This is a genomic window from Streptomyces sp. NPDC006207 (genome assembly GCF_040613835.1).
Classification (GTDB): Bacteria; Actinomycetota; Actinomycetes; order Streptomycetales; family Streptomycetaceae; genus Actinacidiphila.
Window position 1 is genome coordinate 22,189 of record NZ_JBEXSX010000064.1, and the last position, 14,854, is coordinate 37,042.

At 71.2% G+C, this 14,854-nt stretch carries 18 protein-coding genes and 1 tRNA gene; 12 read left to right on the forward strand and 7 right to left on the reverse strand.

Features of this window, described 5'->3' with window-relative positions; all coding sequences use genetic code 11:
* Positions 1 to 189 precede the first annotated feature (189 nt).
* The gene (locus ABZ312_RS35880; RefSeq protein ID WP_018561957.1) at positions 190 to 357 is read right to left on the reverse strand and encodes a DUF5670 family protein; all 168 of its coding nucleotides are present in this window, start codon (positions 355 to 357) and stop codon (positions 190 to 192) included.
* A 165-nt stretch (positions 358 to 522) separates the two neighbouring features.
* Between ABZ312_RS35880 and ABZ312_RS35885 the strand changes: the two genes are divergently transcribed.
* The 3 genes from ABZ312_RS35885 to ABZ312_RS35895 all read left to right on the forward strand — a co-directional run bounded on the left by ABZ312_RS35885 (position 523) and on the right by ABZ312_RS35895 (position 2,148).
* Complete coding sequence (locus tag ABZ312_RS35885; protein WP_500329131.1) at positions 523 to 705, forward strand: hypothetical protein; 183 nt, start codon at positions 523 to 525, stop codon at positions 703 to 705.
* 152 nt (positions 706 to 857) lie between these two features.
* Positions 858 to 1,556: a hypothetical protein gene (locus tag ABZ312_RS35890; RefSeq protein ID WP_500329130.1), complete on the forward strand. Its 699-nt coding sequence runs from the start codon at positions 858 to 860 to the stop codon at positions 1,554 to 1,556.
* A complete protein-coding gene (locus tag ABZ312_RS35895) occupies positions 1,543 to 2,148 on the forward strand; it encodes a Fic family protein (protein ID WP_500329129.1) in 606 nt (201 codons plus the stop codon). Before ABZ312_RS35890 ends, ABZ312_RS35895 begins: the two co-directional genes overlap by 14 nt.
* A gap of 331 nt (positions 2,149 to 2,479) precedes the next feature.
* Here the strand turns inward: ABZ312_RS35895 and ABZ312_RS35900 are convergent, their stop codons facing one another.
* A complete protein-coding gene (locus tag ABZ312_RS35900; RefSeq protein ID WP_500329218.1) occupies positions 2,480 to 3,439 on the reverse strand; it encodes an SDR family NAD(P)-dependent oxidoreductase in 960 nt (319 codons plus the stop codon).
* Positions 3,440 to 3,601: 162 nt separating this feature from the next.
* Between ABZ312_RS35900 and ABZ312_RS35905 the strand changes: the two genes are divergently transcribed.
* Positions 3,602 to 4,195: a TetR/AcrR family transcriptional regulator gene (locus tag ABZ312_RS35905; protein ID WP_500439523.1), complete on the forward strand. Its 594-nt coding sequence runs from the start codon at positions 3,602 to 3,604 to the stop codon at positions 4,193 to 4,195.
* A gap of 104 nt (positions 4,196 to 4,299) precedes the next feature.
* On the opposite strand, the gene ABZ312_RS35910 is transcribed toward ABZ312_RS35905, so the two are convergent.
* From ABZ312_RS35910 to ABZ312_RS35920, 3 genes are all read right to left on the reverse strand, one after another.
* Positions 4,300 to 5,175 (reverse strand): NmrA family NAD(P)-binding protein, encoded by an 876-nt coding sequence (locus ABZ312_RS35910; RefSeq protein WP_500439524.1) that lies wholly within the window; start codon positions 5,173 to 5,175, stop codon positions 4,300 to 4,302.
* Between the two features lie 117 nt (positions 5,176 to 5,292).
* Positions 5,293 to 5,883, reverse strand: coding sequence for a hypothetical protein (locus ABZ312_RS35915; RefSeq protein WP_500439525.1), 591 nt, complete (start codon positions 5,881 to 5,883; stop codon positions 5,293 to 5,295).
* A 184-nt stretch (positions 5,884 to 6,067) separates the two neighbouring features.
* A complete protein-coding gene (locus ABZ312_RS35920) occupies positions 6,068 to 7,762 on the reverse strand; it encodes a SpoIIE family protein phosphatase (RefSeq protein ID WP_500329124.1) in 1,695 nt (564 codons plus the stop codon).
* Between the two features lie 310 nt (positions 7,763 to 8,072).
* Between ABZ312_RS35920 and ABZ312_RS35925 the strand changes: the two genes are divergently transcribed.
* The 4 genes from ABZ312_RS35925 (at position 8,073) to ABZ312_RS35940 (ending at position 10,086) form a co-directional block, all read left to right on the forward strand.
* The gene (locus ABZ312_RS35925) at positions 8,073 to 8,687 is read left to right on the forward strand and encodes a hypothetical protein (protein ID WP_500439527.1); all 615 of its coding nucleotides are present in this window, start codon (positions 8,073 to 8,075) and stop codon (positions 8,685 to 8,687) included.
* A gap of 7 nt (positions 8,688 to 8,694) precedes the next feature.
* Positions 8,695 to 9,252 carry a DUF1990 domain-containing protein gene (locus ABZ312_RS35930; RefSeq protein WP_500329122.1) on the forward strand — a complete coding sequence of 186 codons (558 nt, stop codon included), beginning with the start codon at positions 8,695 to 8,697 and terminating at the stop codon, positions 9,250 to 9,252.
* Positions 9,253 to 9,462: 210 nt separating this feature from the next.
* Positions 9,463 to 9,537: transfer RNA gene (locus tag ABZ312_RS35935), tRNA-Trp, on the forward strand.
* A gap of 117 nt (positions 9,538 to 9,654) precedes the next feature.
* On the forward strand, positions 9,655 to 10,086 hold the full coding sequence (locus ABZ312_RS35940) for a DUF7144 family membrane protein (protein ID WP_500356266.1): 432 nt from the start codon (positions 9,655 to 9,657) through the stop codon (positions 10,084 to 10,086).
* Positions 10,087 to 10,177: 91 nt separating this feature from the next.
* Here ABZ312_RS35940 and ABZ312_RS35945 read toward each other — a convergent pair whose 3' ends face one another.
* On the reverse strand, positions 10,178 to 11,179 hold the full coding sequence (locus ABZ312_RS35945) for an alpha/beta fold hydrolase (RefSeq protein WP_500329120.1): 1,002 nt from the start codon (positions 11,177 to 11,179) through the stop codon (positions 10,178 to 10,180).
* Between the two features lie 132 nt (positions 11,180 to 11,311).
* On the opposite strand from ABZ312_RS35945, the gene ABZ312_RS35950 reads away from it, so the two are divergent.
* From ABZ312_RS35950 to ABZ312_RS35960, 3 genes are all read left to right on the forward strand, one after another.
* Positions 11,312 to 11,917 carry a helix-turn-helix domain-containing protein gene (locus tag ABZ312_RS35950; RefSeq protein ID WP_500439528.1) on the forward strand — a complete coding sequence of 202 codons (606 nt, stop codon included), beginning with the start codon at positions 11,312 to 11,314 and terminating at the stop codon, positions 11,915 to 11,917.
* Positions 11,918 to 12,124: 207 nt separating this feature from the next.
* Entirely contained in the window at positions 12,125 to 13,051 is a 927-nt protein-coding gene (locus tag ABZ312_RS35955; protein WP_500439530.1) for a right-handed parallel beta-helix repeat-containing protein, read from the forward strand.
* 137 nt (positions 13,052 to 13,188) lie between these two features.
* A complete protein-coding gene (locus ABZ312_RS35960) occupies positions 13,189 to 13,593 on the forward strand; it encodes a hypothetical protein (protein ID WP_500329117.1) in 405 nt (134 codons plus the stop codon).
* Positions 13,594 to 13,662: 69 nt separating this feature from the next.
* On the opposite strand, the gene ABZ312_RS35965 is transcribed toward ABZ312_RS35960, so the two are convergent.
* The gene (locus tag ABZ312_RS35965) at positions 13,663 to 14,202 is read right to left on the reverse strand and encodes a 2'-5' RNA ligase family protein (RefSeq protein WP_500329116.1); all 540 of its coding nucleotides are present in this window, start codon (positions 14,200 to 14,202) and stop codon (positions 13,663 to 13,665) included.
* A 235-nt stretch (positions 14,203 to 14,437) separates the two neighbouring features.
* Between ABZ312_RS35965 and ABZ312_RS35970 the strand changes: the two genes are divergently transcribed.
* A complete protein-coding gene (locus tag ABZ312_RS35970; protein ID WP_500439531.1) occupies positions 14,438 to 14,815 on the forward strand; it encodes a winged helix-turn-helix transcriptional regulator in 378 nt (125 codons plus the stop codon).
* Positions 14,816 to 14,854 lie beyond the last annotated feature (39 nt).

The following is a 14,854-nucleotide window of genomic DNA, read 5'->3' on the forward strand; positions in this document are numbered from 1 at the left end:
GGGCGTTGAGCGGTTGTCACTCCAACGGCGGTGTGGCCCGCCGGGGAGGTTCCCCGCTGATGGCGAACGGGGCGCCGGCGAGCCATCCGTGGTGCGCCCACCGTGATGCGTCCGGGCAGTGCAAAGGGTGAGGTTCGCGGCCCTTCCGGCAGCGCGAACCCCACCCTGGCACGGGGGAGAGGCGTCAGGTCACCATCGGTACCAACGGCGGCGCCCACCGCCCTCGGCGGCCCGGAACACGAAGCCGAGCAGCCACACCACCAGCACGATGATGGCGATCCACCACAGGGCCTTGAGGGCGAACCCGGCCCCGAAGAGGATCAGGGCCAGCAGCAGGACAAGAAGCAAAGGAACCATGTCGTCAACCTCCTGACCACGCGTCTGCCCCGAGGCGCGATCGCCATGCGTGAACCACAGGGCACCGGATGGCGTGCGAACGGGCCCGCCGTATTCCGCATGGAACCCGAAGGGCCGGAAAGGGGCAGGTCATGGCCGTCACCGGCCACGCACCGAGGAGGACTCATGGCCACGTCAGAACAAGACCGCCGAAAGAGCGCCGGGACCGACGACATCACCCGGCGACCCCGCCAGGAATCCCAGGACGAAGGGGGCCGCGACTCCTCGCACCGTGAGCAGGGCACCGTCGGGGACGCCCTCCGCAAGGCGATGGAGGAAGCGGCGGTCGACAGGGAAGACTTCGCCTGAGCCCGGCGAAAACCGCTGGTCAACCTGGTGACCGAGGGCCGAGACTGAGGGGCTCATCACACCGGACGGACAGAGCGGGGCCGGAACTGACGTACAACCGGGACACACTTCCCTTTCCCGAGAACCGCGTGCCTCCGGCCTCCTTCACGGGCATGCACGACTGGGCCGATCTCGACCCGGGTCGCCACCCGTTCGCCTGGGACGAGGACGAGGAGGCCCGTCTCCGCGCGCTGGTCCGTGAATGGGTGCCACCCGTGCTCTCCGGCATGGCGGGTTGGTGGCAGGGCGAGGAGTGGTGCGAACGCCAGGTGGACGCGATCATCCGGGAGCGGTACGGGACCTGGGCGCAGGGATGGAACTGGTGCTACCGGTACGGCGGGGTCATCGGCAGTTGGGTCACCGGAGCCGGCTCGGTGACGACCCCCGACGAGACCGCCGCCCGCGTCGTCGCCGCGCTGCTTGAGTGGCGGGAGTGGTTGGAGACGACGGCTCGGCGATTCGTCGAGCTGGCACCGCCGCCGGACGCCGCTCCGGAGGATCTCAGCTGGCATCTCGAGCGCGCCTGCGTCCGGCTCGTGACGTACGCGCTCGACTCCGACGCGGAGGGCGGCTGGCACAGGCAGGCAGGTCTGCTCCTGCGCTGGTACCTGACCACCAGCGGCATGAGCCAGGCGGACGCCGGACGGGCGGTCGAGGCCGCGATCGGCGGCCGGTTCCATAGCTGGGTCGCCCCTGCGCGGACACTGATCGAATCGGTCGGTGAGGACCTCGCCGTCGGCCTCACCGGCTACGCCCCGTACCAGGACCACCGTGAGCGAGAGGACCTGGAGGACCGCCATGACCGCTCCTGACAGCCTCGCGACCTGGCTGCGCGTACGCCGCGAGTCCGCCTGGCACCAGGCACCCGCCCTGCGACGGGTGCGGCCCGTGCGCGACGGGTTCCGCGCGTGGTGCGAAGGGCCGGTACGCCGGCGCGACCCCGTCCGTGCGGAGCGCCTGCTCGCCGCCCACACCCTGGCCCGCGCCGACGCCGCCCGCCGGGCCCCGCTGGACTTCGCCCTGCTGGCGGGCTGGCAGCGCGAGGTCTTCGGCGGGGGACAGGCACCGTTCCGCGAGACGGACGCCCACGCGAAGGCGGGCTGCGAACGCTACGGCCTGACGTCGACGACCCAGGCCGACTTCGCCGCCTGCCTGCGGGAGGCGACCGACCCGCTGATCCCGCCGGCGGCACGTGCGGCCCGCGCGTACCTCGACGTGGCGTTCTTCCACCCCTTCACCGACGGCAATGCCCGCGCGGCCCTGCTGACCCTGGTCCACGTCCTGGCCCGCGAGGACATCGTCCTCCCGGAGGTCGGCCCGCTCCAGACGACCCGGTATGCGGACGACCCGGTGGGTGCCGCCGACCTGGCGACACTCATCGGTGTGCTCAACCGGCGCCGGTAGCGCGAGGTTGACAGGCGAGGTCGGCGCGCCGCCGGGACCTCGAAGGGCTCCAAGGGGTCGCCGTCGACGCGCCGACCGGTGCGAGCCTATGCCCCGGCTCGCCTCTCCAGCGTGCCCGAGCGCCGATGGCGCCGCATCCTGGACGTGCGGCCTCGCCGCCTTCCGCCCTGGCCGGCGAGGCCGCTCATCGGTCAGGGCCGACGGCGAGCGCGAGACCGGACCGGCGACGGACGCGCGACCCTGCTGGGGCTCGACAACGCCATCGGGCGGTGCCGGCCCGTCGCGTCCGCGAGGTAGGCGGGCGGCCCGCCGCTCGCGTGCGGGGGTGGTGTCAGGCGCTGGTCACGGAGGACGCGATCATGTCGAGGGAGACCTGCCACAGCAGCGCCGCCCGGTCGGGGTCCATGGCGTGGGCGGCGACGCCGCGGCGTATCCCGGGGGTGTGCGGGGCGGCTTCGTTGCAGTCCTCGAAGTAGCGGCCGGAGACGCCTTCGACCAGCGGTGATGCGGCGAGCAGCACGGAGGTGGCGGCTCCCTGCTCGATGTCCTTCCAGGACACGTCGGTGCTGGTGGCGTCGAAGGTGGTGGGGCTGTTGGAGATGTCACCGATGTGGCGGCCGAGGCGGGTGGTGGTGATGCGGCCGGGGTTGAGGGCGTTGACGGCGATCAGGTCCGCTGCCCACCGGCGGGCCGCCTCGACGGTGAACAGGACGTTGGCGGTCTTGGACTGGCTGTAGGCCGCCCAGGGGTCGTAGGGGTGGTGCTCGAAGTGGACGTCGTCGAACAGCACGTCGCCGTTGACGTGGCCGACCGAGCTGACCGCGACCACGCGTGCCCCGCGCGCCGCGGCGAGGGCGTCGTGCAGGCCGGTGGCGAGGGTGAAGTGGCCGAGGTGGTTGGTGGCGAACTGCAGCTCCCAGCCTTCCTCGGTGCGCTCCAGTGGCGAGGCCATCACCCCGGCGTTGAGGACCAGGACGTGCAGCGGTCCCGACCAGGAGGCCACGAAGGCTCGCACGGATCCCTGGTCGGCGAGGTCGAGCAGGGCGGCGCGCACGCTTCCCGGGCCGCTCGCGGGGGTGATCTCCCGGGCGACCTGGGTGCCCGCGGCCAGGTCGCGGACGCCGATGGTGACCTCGGCGCCGGCGGCGGCGAGGGCGCGCGCGGTCTCGCGGCCGATGCCGGAGGCCGCCCCGGTGACGATGGCGCGCCGGCCCTCGAGGTCGACGCCGGCGAGTACGTCGGTGGCGGTGGTCTGCGCTCCGAAGGGCGTGGTGATGAGCTGGTCGGTCATGACGTTCTCCAGGAAGGCGGTGATGCGGGGCACGCGCGTGCGGCCGGTGGCGCACGGGCACGGTGCGGCCGTACTCTCGTATCCGGAACTGGTTCCGGTTCGCTTCAGGACTGTAAGCGGAACCGGTTCCGCTTGCAAGTGGCGGCGGGAAGGGAGACGGGATTGACCGGCGACGACGAGGCCCCGGCGCGGCGCGGCAGACCCCTGCGTGCCGACGCGCGGCGCAACGAGGACCGGGTGCTGGAGGCGGCGGCCGCGGCTTTCGCGCGGGACGGCATCGGCGCCTCCGTCAAGGACATCGCCCGCGACGCCGGCGTCGGCGTAGGAACGCTGTACCGCCGCTTCCCCTCCAAGGAACTGCTGGTCGAGGCGGCCTACCGGCACGAAGTGCAGCGCCTGTGCGAGGCGGCGCCCCACCTGGCGGCCACGCGCCCGCCCGAGGAGGCCCTGCGCACCTGGATGGAGTCCTTCATCGACTTCATGGCCGCCAAGCACGGCATGGCCGACGCGCTGCGCGTGGTGCTGACCGACGACAGCGAGAAGATGCACACCCGGGCCCTGCTCGCCGAGGCCATCACCCACCTGCTGGCTCCCAGGGACGGGGGGGACGGGCAGCGGATGGCCCGCCCGGACGTCGACCCCCAGGACGTCCTCATGGCCCTCGGCGGGATCAGCCTCATGGCCGCCAGCGAGGAACACCGCGGCCTGGCCACCCGGCTCATCGACCTGCTGCTCCACGGCATCGTGCGCAGCTGATGCGCCGCGCCGCGGCCCGCCGGGCCCGGCGGTGCGGGTCGGGCCGGATGCCGTACGGCCGCGCGCTGCCGCGCGTCCCCGGAGCGGCGGACGGCTCGACCGGCTCAGGCGGAGTGGTCGTCGAAGCGGGCCCGGTGCCGGAGGACGAAGCTCTCGACGTCCAGGGGGTCGTCGCCGCCGATCCGCTTCACCAGGTCGTTCATGCCGGAGAAGACGCCGTGACGGTAGTCGACGGCGACGGCGAGGAGGTGCTGGATGAGGTGGGGGGAGGCGCCGCGCTTCTCCAGGATGGCGGCGAATTCGTCGAGGTCGATCGGCACGTAGGTGACGTGACGGCCCAAGGCGCGTGACATGGCCTCGGCGATCTCGTAGTGGTCGAGTTCGACGGCTCCGTAGAGCGGGTAGATCTTGCCGGCGTGCGGGGCGGGGTCCTCGAGGATGGACGCGATCACCTTCGCCTGGTCGACGGCGGCGATCGGGGCGTGCCGCCCGTCGGCGAAGGGGAAGCGCAGTTCGCCGGTCCCGGTCCACATGTTGGTCAGCCATTCGGCGAAGAAGGTGGGACGCAGGTGGGTGACCGCGACAGGGGAGCGGTCCAACAGGCGTTCGGCGACCCAGTGCTGGCGCGCCGCGTTGCTGGCGGCCTCCCGGCGTGCGGAGATCTGCGACATGTTCACCATCGCTCCCACCTCGTTCTCCTCGGCCGCCTGGGCGAGGTTCGCCGTGGCGTCCATCAGGCCGGGGAGGATGGGGTACGTGAAGTAGGCGGCGTCGATGCCCTCGGTCGCGTGGGCCAGGGAGTCGAGGTCGTGGACGTCGCCGACCACGACCTCCGCGCCCAGCGTGGTGAGTGCCTCGGAACGTCCGTCGATGCGGCGGACCAGGGCACGGACGCGGTGGCCGCGCTGCAGCAGCGTTTCGGTGGTGTACCTGCCGGTCTGGCCGGTGGCTCCGATCACCAGAAGTTTGCGGTTCGTCATGGCATCCTCCTGGGAGATGCGGCTGCGCGACGCCTTCCGTAACGCCTGACCCCGCACCGGCCGGACACCGACGAGCCCGGCGCACCGAAGGGGTGCGCCGGGCTCGGTCGGCACATGTCAGGGCGTGGCCCTGAGCGCACAGGCGACGACCGCGGTCACGGTGTGCGGGCCCACTCCCGCGGGTACCGCGTTCACCGTCCACCCGGTGGAGGGGTTCGCGAACGGGACGCTGGTCACGATCGTGGCCGTGTCGAGCGCGAATCCGCCGCCGACCGCCAACTCGCCCGTGGGGCAGGACAACGTGTGGTCGAGCCCGTCCGCCGCGAACGTGGCGACGAGGGTGTGGGCCCCGGAGAGCCCGCCAGGGGGGCCCGGGACGCCGGGGATGCCCTGGGGCCCGGGAGCTCCGGGAGTTCCGGGAGGCCCGGCCTGGCCGGGGGGACCTGCGGGACCGGCCGGTCCCTGCGGCCCGGGAGGACCGGGGATGCCCGGACGGTTCAGGCAGTAGTTGGGGTACGACGGGTACGGGTAGCACGGGTGCACGGACCCCTGCTGGGCGGCGCCGTACTCCGTGCTGTCAGCCGCCGTGGAGCTGCCTTCCGTGGGCGCCGAGTACGCCGTACCCGTCACCACGCAGGACGCGAGTGCCGCGCTCGCGGCCACCGTCCACACGCGGACACGGCCGTAGCGTCGCTGTGCCGATGACATGGGCCTGGTTATTCGGTACAACACGTCACCTCCAGGTATGGGTTCTGCGGGCGGCCTGTGCCGTCCGCCCCGCCGTACGCAGCGGGGACCGTCACGCAGGACGTCGAACCCACAGCAAGGATCACTGTTCGTACTCACTTGCGCACGCCGTGTAGCCGAAGGGGTGACGTGACGCGGTCGTCTCTCACGACCGGGGCAGCCGTAGGGCGAGGAGGGCGATGTCGTCGACGTTGCCGGGGGGCATGCGGCTCAGGAGCTGGTCGCAGAAGTCGTCCAGCGGCTCGTCGGCCAGTGCGAGGGCGTTGCGGCGGAGCCGGCTGAGGCCGGTGTCGAGGTCGGCGCCGGGGAGTTCGATGAGGCCGTCGGTGTAGAGCAGGAGCGTGGACCCCGGCGGCAGGGGTGTGGTGGCGTCGGGCCGGGGCTCGCGGACGCCGATGTGCGCGCCCAGCAGCGGACTTCGCGCGTCGTCGAGGTAGCGGCCCGGGCCGTCCGGGGTGAGCAGCAGTGGCGGGGGATGTCCGGCGTTGGTCCAGCGCAGGGTCCAGGGGCCGTTCTGGGGGCCTTCGACGCGGGCGAGGATGAGCGTGGCCATGGGGACGGTCGTGATCACGGGCATGGCGTCGTCGAGGCGGTCGACGACGGCGCCGGGGGGTTCGGTGCGATCCCACGCCAAGGACCGTAGTATGCCCCGCAGTTGAGCCATCCCGGCGGCGGCGGTCAGGTCGTGGCCGACGACGTCGCCGATGACCAATGCGGTCGCGCCGTCTTTGAGCTGGAACGCGTCGTACCAGTCGCCACCGACCTGGGACGCGGCGGGTGCGGGCTCGTAGCGCGCGGACATGAGCAGGCGCCCGGGCTGGGGCAGGGGCGTGAGCAGGTTGCGTTGCATGGCTTCGGCGACGTCTCGTTGACGGCCGAACCGGCGCGTGTTCTCCAGGATCTGGCCGACCCGGCGGCCGATGTCCACGACGAGCTGCAGGTCGTCGTTGCCGAAGGGGGCGGCGGGGTCGGTGCGGACCAGGGTCAGGGCACCGGTGGAATTCCTCCCCGAGCCCAGCGGCACGGTGAGTGCCGATGCGGCGCCCACCGACTGGAGGAAGCCGTTGTGCAGGGCGGCCAGCGGCGAGTCCGGCCGCGCGGCCGCACCGGCCGGGTCCTGCAGGACAGGCACCGCCCCGCGCACGGCCTGGACCAGCGGGGAACGGGACTCGCCCGCCGAGGGGAGGCGGGCGCTCCAGCCTTCCTGCCCACGGTCCCGGCCCTCCGGTCCGGTGACCGCCACCCGGTGCGTCTCGCTGTCGTCGACGAGCAGGTCGACCGCCACCCAGTCGGCGAGTCCGGGGACCAGCAGGCGACCCAGGCGGGCGAGCGCCTCGTCGGTCTCGAGGGTCTGGCCGAGCACCGCGGTGATCTGCGCGACCAGCGTCAGGCGGCCGGTCAGGTCCTCCAAGGCGTGCATCTGCTCGGCACGTTCACTGCCGTGGTTGGTGAGGCCGGCGAACAGCATCGCGGTGCCCTTGAACGAGGTACCGTCCGTCACCGGCGCGGCGGACCAGGAGACCTCGACCAACTTGCCGTCACCGCACAGGTACCTGTCGCCGTCCGCACGCCCCGCACCCTTGAGGGTCAGCGCTTCGAGCAGCCTGCACCGGGCCCCGGTGCGCTCACGATCCGTGTGCCGGTGCACGAGGTCGTGGAAGTCCTCGCCGACCATCGCGTCGGAGGCGCGTGCCAGCAGCCGTTCGGCGGCCGGGTTGACCGCGACGACCCGGCCCGCAGGGTCGACCACGGCCAGCGATGCCCCCAGATGATCGACGACCTGCCGCCAGAAGCCCGGCTGCGACGCCCAACGCCGTCCCTCGTCAGCATCGTCCGACACCGCACCCTCCCTGATCGCCTCCGCGGCTCGCCACGAGCGTCTGCCCGGACAGGGGCACCGCGGACGACGACCGTCCCACCATGCTCCCGCCTGGGGGAACCCGACCGCGGCCGACACGACGACGTGCCGGCGCCCACGCCTGCGGCCCTCGGCCGGTGCGCGACCCGGCGACGAACCCGTCGTGGCACGGCCTCGGTCGAGGCCGCACCTGCCTGCGCGGCCCACCTGTTCCGCACTTCCGGGGACGCGTCGCTTCACTCGATTGGGTGGTGCACCAATCGCGGGGCCGCCTGGGTGGCGCATCACTTGCGTGAGGATCCACAGCAAGCAGCACCTGGCACGTGGCGGCCCCGCCGCGCTTTCCGGTCTGCTGGCCGCCGTCGCCGGGGTGGTGCGGCAGCAGGCCGGGCCGGTGGTGGCTGTGGGCGGAGCGGCGATCGACCGCACTCCCGCCGCGGTGAAGGACTGGGCGATCCGCTCGTTCGTCACCCACGACAAGCTCGTGCTGCAGCTCGGCACCCTCCTCGTGCTGGGCGCACTGACCGTCGCGCTCGGACTGCCGGGCATCCGTCACCGGCGCGCGGCAGCGGCCGGAGCGCTCCTGTTCGGTGTCAGCGGCGACAGACGCTTCCGCACCTGGCCGCCGCGGCCTGCCTGGTCACCGCCGTCGCCCTCGGCGGCTGGGCCGTCCACGCCCAGCGAGCGGTCGAAGGACAGCGCGCGCGAGCCACTCAGCTGGAGTGGCACAGCGCGACCCTGGCCGCCTCTCATGACAGACCCACGCGCCGCCTTCCATGCGATGGATCTCGCCGGCGGCGGCACGGCGACCGTGGTCGTCTCCTCCGGGCGGAACCAGGCCGCCCTCGTCTACACCGTTTTGCGGGCGGGCCACGTCTTGGAGTCATCACCGTCCACCGTTCGGTAGGTGTCTCATGCCTGAGCGCAGTACGAGCCGCCCTTCGAGTGGTGCGCTCAACTACGGCGCTGTCGGAGCGACGCGTCCCGCGGAGCAGCAGTGGTCGGGGGAGGGCACGGGCTTGCGGCCCTTCTCGCGCACCGTCGTCATCGGACGCGGGGACGCGGACTGGCGCGCCGCGGCGGACGCCGTTCTGCGCTGGGGTGTGAAGCGGCGAAGCGGCTTCACCGTCACGGGCCGTGACAACGCCGGGGAGAAGGTCGCCGAGGGAGCTGAGTACCGGATCACCGCAGGCTTCGGCCCGTTCGTGGTGCGGGAGCCCGTGCGGGTCGTGGCGGTGGTCGACATGCCGGACCGTTGCGGCTTCGCCTATGGGACTCTGCCCGGGCATCCTGTCCGTGGCGAGGAGTCCTTCGTCGTCCACCGCTCACCCGACGGTAGGGTCGCACTGACGATTCGCTCCCTGACCCGTGCCGCTCCCCACGGACCATGGCGGCCGCTGTTCCCGGCGTTGCTCTTGGCACAGCGATTCTTCCGGCGCCGTTACCTACGTGCCCTGATGCCGGCGTCTTGACCTTGTTCCCTGAGGCTCATCCGGCGGGCTCGAACGCCTCGTTCCATGTCGATGACGACGACCCCGTCCGTCGCGGTTCTCAGACGCGGACGCAGATGGCTACGGACAAGCCGCTGACACGCACCAACGGACCCGGAACGTGCGGGGTTCTGACGGGGAAGCGCCCGTACGCTGCGCGCATGGCCGGAGGGACTAGGATCCCAGCCGGGCGAAGCCGTAGCGCAGAGGTAGTCGCGCGCGGTCTCCAAAATCGCGAGGACATCGGTTCGAATCCGGTCGGCTTCGCCCGACCCATCCGGTCGCGGTGGCGAACGTTTGTGGTGATGCTGTCAGAGACAGCGTGGCCGCTCTCGTACAAGCAGTGTGCGTCGGTGACCGCGCCGTACTGGAAAGGCGGCGGTCATGACAGCGATGCCCACAGCGCGGCAAGGAAACGGGGGCCCCGGCGGCGGCGACATGCTCAGTGGCGCGTCCGTGGCCGCCGGGTCCCTGCTGATGCTGAGCGGGCCGCTCAGCATCCTCATGGGTGCGACCGCCATTGCGAAGGACACGCTGTTCGTCACGTCGTCCCACTACGCCTACGAGTTCGACCTGACCGCCTGGGGAGTCATCCACCTCGTCATCGGAGTGGCGCTCGTCGTCGCCGGTTTCGGTGTCCTGATGAACAAGAGCTGGGGTCGCGGGGCCGGCGCAGCGGTGGCGGGGATCAGTTTGATCACCCAGTTCATGTTCGTTCCGTATTACCCCGCATGGGCGATTCCTGTGATGGTTCTCGACCTCATCATCGTGTTCACCCTGACCAGGTTCCACGTCGGGTCCAGCGGCGGCCACTGAACGGGGCTTCGTATCCCGTCGGCGAGTAGCGGCAGCCAAGCTGGGTGCAGCATTTCCTCGCCCGCTTCGGCCTCGCCGGCGCGCTGATCCGCTATCGCAGGAGTGCCGGCTGAGGCAGTGCCGCGAGCCAGTTGGTCAGCAGGTGGTTGACCTCCTGGGGCCGTTCCTGCTGGAGCCAGTGGCCGCAGTCGTCCAGGAGGTGGGAGGAGACCAGGCCGGGCAAAGTGGTCGGGTAGGCGTCGATCGCGTCGGACATCCAGGTGGTGGAGGCGTCCAGGGTGCCGCCGATGAACAGGGACGGCTGGGTCAGGGGGACGCCGTTGAACTGGACGAGGTCCTCCCAGTCGCGGTCCATGTTGCGGTAGCGGTTGAGTGCTCCCGTGAAGCCGGTGCGCTCGAACTCCCCGGCGTAGTGGTCGAGGTCGGCCTCGGTGAGCCAGGAGGGGAGCCGGTCGGCGGGGAAGCGGTCGCGCAGGGTTCCGCCTGCGCTGACGAAGTGCGGGTCGGGCTGTCCCGGGGCCGGCATGGTGCCGGCGGACAGGGCGGCGTAGAAGCCCGCGAGCCAGCCCCGGACGTCGGGCTCGATCTCGGCCTCGGCCCGGCCCGGCTGCTGGAAGTAGGAGACGTAGAACTCCTGGTCTCCACCCATCCGCGCGAAGACGTCGCTGGGGCGCGGACCGCCGGGCGGGGCGTAGGGGACGCTGAGCAGGCCCACGGCGCGGAAGACGTCGGGGTGCAGCAGGGCGGAAGCGGCGGCGATGTTCGCGCCCCAGTCGTGGCCGATGACCACCGCTGTCTCCTCGCCCAGCGCGTGCACCAGGGCGACGTTGTCCTCCACCAGGGCGCGCATGCGGTACTCGCTCGTCTCGGTCGGCCTGGAGGAGCGGCCGTAGCCGCGCACGTCCATTGCCACCGCCCGGTATCCCGCCGTCGCCAGGGCCGGGAGCTGGTGGCGCCAGGAGTACCAGGACTCGGGGAAGCCGTGGACGAGCAGGACGAGCGGCCCGCTGCCTTGCTCGACCAGGTGCAGCCGTCCGGCAGGCGCGTCGACGGTGTGGTGGCGCAGGTCGCCGGACGGCGTGGGCTGGTGCATGGCTTCTCCTCGGGTTCCCCGGTGGCCGCGGTACCCGTCGATCATCCGCTGTCGACGGGCGGGGATGCGAGCCGCGTTGACAAACTGGCAAAATGGCAGGTCAGGACGGACACACGAGGGAGGCGAAGTGGAATGGCGGACGACGTCGCCGTGGTCCTGGCCGCCATGGGGCCGCGGCTGCGGGACGCGCGCGAGAAGCGCGGGGACACGCTCTCCGAGGTCAGCCGGGCAACCGGGATCGCCTCCAGCACGCTGTCACGGGTCGAGAACGGCCTGCGCAGACCGAATCTGGAACTGTTGCTGCGCCTGGCGAAGGCGTATGGCGTCTCCCTGGACGCTCTGGCCGGCACAGCCGAGGCCGCCGCGCAGCGGCCGTCCCGCCCGGTGCAGCGCGCGGTGGACGACAAGGCGGTACTGCCGCTGACCCGCTATGTCGGAGGGCTGCACGCGCACAAGCACGTCCTGCCGGCCACCGACGAACAGCCCCCACGGCCGCACCAGTCGTCACACGAAGGATACGAATGGCTCTGCGTGCTGTCCGGGCGGCTGTGGCTGGCACTCGGCGACCATGACCTCCTCCTGACCTCAGGAGAGGTCGCCGAGTTCGACACCCGCACCCCTCATGGATTCGCCAACGCGGGTCTCGGCGCGCCGGTCGAATACCTGATCATGTACGGGCCCCAAGGTGAGCGCCTACGCCCCCGCGTCCAGCCGACGGCCCACCACGACAGCTTCTGAGGTGCTCGAAACCAGCCCCGGCGCCGGACCGAAGTCGCCTGGGGCCGCCCTTCGGCCGCTCGGGTCATTGTCCCGGGCCGTTCGGGGGGTGTGAGGCCTGACGTCGGCGTGCCTCCCACACCACCGGGGCACCGGTGGTCTTCGGGTGTGGGTGCGATGGCCATGCAGGAGCCCGGGCGTGCCCCGCGCGGAGACAGGAGAAGCTGCATGCTCAAGGGATCAGTTCGTGCTGCGCTGTCGTCGACGGTGCTGGCGGCGACGTCGGGCGCGGGCGGCCTGGTCGGGGCGATCCCGGCCGCGGCCGGCCAACTCACCGTGGTCGACTGCCGCGGCAACCCCATAGCCCTGCAGCCGGCCATCAACAGCGCCGCCCCGGGCGCGGCGCTCCTGGTGAGCGGGACCTGCACCGGCCCCTTCACCATCACCAAGGACCTGACCCTGATCGGCCTCAAACCCGCCGTCCTCGACGGCAACAAAGCCGGCTCCACCGTGACCGTGACCGGAGCCGTCCGGGTGCGACTGGACACGCTGACCATCACCAACGGCACCGGCAGCGGCATCCGCAACAACGGGGGCACGCTGGACCTGACCGGCTCCACGGTGGAGCACAACACGGCAGGCCCGGGTGGCGGCATCTACAACGACGTCAACGGCACGGTGACGCTGACCGGCTCCACGGTGCGCGACAACACCTCACACTCCGGCGGCGGCATCATCAACTTCGGCACCGTGCGGCTGACCGGCTCCACCGTGGAGCACAACACGTCGACCATCGACGGCGGCGGCATCTACAACAACTTCAACGGCACGGCGACGCTGACCGGCTCCACGGTGCGCGACAACACGGCGGCAAGGGCCGGTGGCGGCATCTACAACATCTTCAACAGCAGGGTGACGCTGACCAGTTCCACGGTGGGCGGCAACACGACGGGAACCGTCGGCGGCGGCATCTGGAACGACATCAACAGCACGGTGACGCTGATCGGTTCCACGGTGGGCGACAACACCGCCGAAACCGAAGGCGGTGGCGTCTACAACAAGGACGGCACGGTGACACTGACCGGCTCCACGGTGCGCAACAACCGCCCGGACAACTGCGGCGGGCCCGTTCCCGTCCCCGGCTGCACCGGCTGAACCCCCACCTTCCCCCGCCGGCCCCCGGCCAAAGATCGCGCCAACGTCCGCTTGGTGTCGATCACTCCCAGCCAATCCCACGTTCAAGACCCGCGGAATGCCGGTGCGCCCCCTCGTGACCGGGTGAAAATCATGCGATGAAGCGAATCGCCCGCGTGGCCCTGGCCTGTGCTGGATCTGTCACCCTGCTGTCCGGCTGTACCGAGCACAGTGCTTCCGCCACCGATGGCTACACCCCTGGCCCGACGGTCACCTCCACGGTCGCGCCTGATCCCGCGGTCCAGTTGGCCGAGCACTACCGCCATTCCGGCGGAGTGACGGACGTGTACGGGCTTCTGCGCGGTTCCGGCCCTGGCGGGGTTCCCCTGGTGACGGTGTGGACGCACAACTCGGACGATGATCCCAAGCCCTTCGAGGAGCTCAAGGGATCGATCACCGATTTCCTGCGGCGTGAGGAAGGGGTCTCCTTGAATAAGGGGTACCTGATGGACGTCTTCGGCCCGGATGGTCGCTTGCAGCACCGCCTCGACGCGCGGACGTGACTCCAGGTCGGCGGCCGTACGCGTCTCTGGTCCGCCGCTCGTTGCGGGCCGGCCAAGCTCACGGCCCGTTCATTCAAGGAGCGCGAACGACGCCCGTTCTTGCCAATTCGCACCGTCATGCACGATGAGGTCGACTGATGAGACCCGGGACGTGAAGGGGAGCTTGCTGAGCAGTTCGGCCTCAATCTGATCCAGAACTTCATCGTCCTGACCGTCAGCGACGGTCAGGTGCGGCACGATCTCGCTGAACTGGCCTCCGTAGGGAGGGGCTTCGGGCCACCGCTCAGCGATCACCTCAGTGAGCACCCGCAACTGCGCGTCGGGCTCAGGAGCGAGATACAGCACTCCCGGAAACCGCCCACAGCTGTCAAACCGCAGGTCAAAGGCGTGACGGCTGCCGAGAACATCAGTGAGAGCCGAGTGGACACGCGCATCTATTCGGTTCTCGTCGAGGAACGGGAAGAGCACCGTGACATGTGCGGGTACTCCTGCTTGGGCTGACGGATCGAACCGTTCACGCCATGCGCGGACGGCCGGCTCGGCGTCCGGGATCCTGACGATGAGTCCTGTCCGGCCTGCCTGAAATCCACCGCTGCTGTCATCCGCCATGACACCGCATGCTGCCACCTCGGAAGCCGGCGACAGCACTCATCATGTGTCCGTGACCACTGCTCGCCGCGGTGCCTGCGACAGCTCCCGGAACCGGCGTGCGCGTCGTGTCTCGGGGGGCGTCCGCACGCCTGGTCCTCGGAGGGAGGCCGGCCGCCAGGGAAGACCCTTCCTGGTACCGGCCTTACCAGGCACGAGGCCCGCCCGGTCGGCAGACGGGGCTACGCTCCGAAGGATGACCACGGGATCCCACGAGACGATCAGCCCCCAGCCGCTGCACCTGGAGCGCGGCTCGGTCCACGACGAGGCGTGCCCGAGCTTCCAAGGCGCCGTCGAGCTCGTCGGACGCCGCTGGACGGGCGCGATCCTGGCCGCGGCGGCCCAGGGTGCGCGCCGGTTCGGCGAGTACCGCGCCGTCATCGCCGGGATCTCCGACCGGCTGCTCGCCCAGCGCCTGAAGGAACTCGAGGCCGAGGGCCTCATCGAGCGCTCCGTCATCCCGAGCACCCCGGTGCACGTCCGCTACGCCCTCGCCCCCGACGGCCAGGCGCTCATCGCGGCCCTGCAGCCCCTCGCGCAGTGGAGTGCACGTCGTTTGCGTCGAGCCCGGTAGCGGGGGCGGGGGCGGGGAGGAGGGGCCGCTGACTCGGAA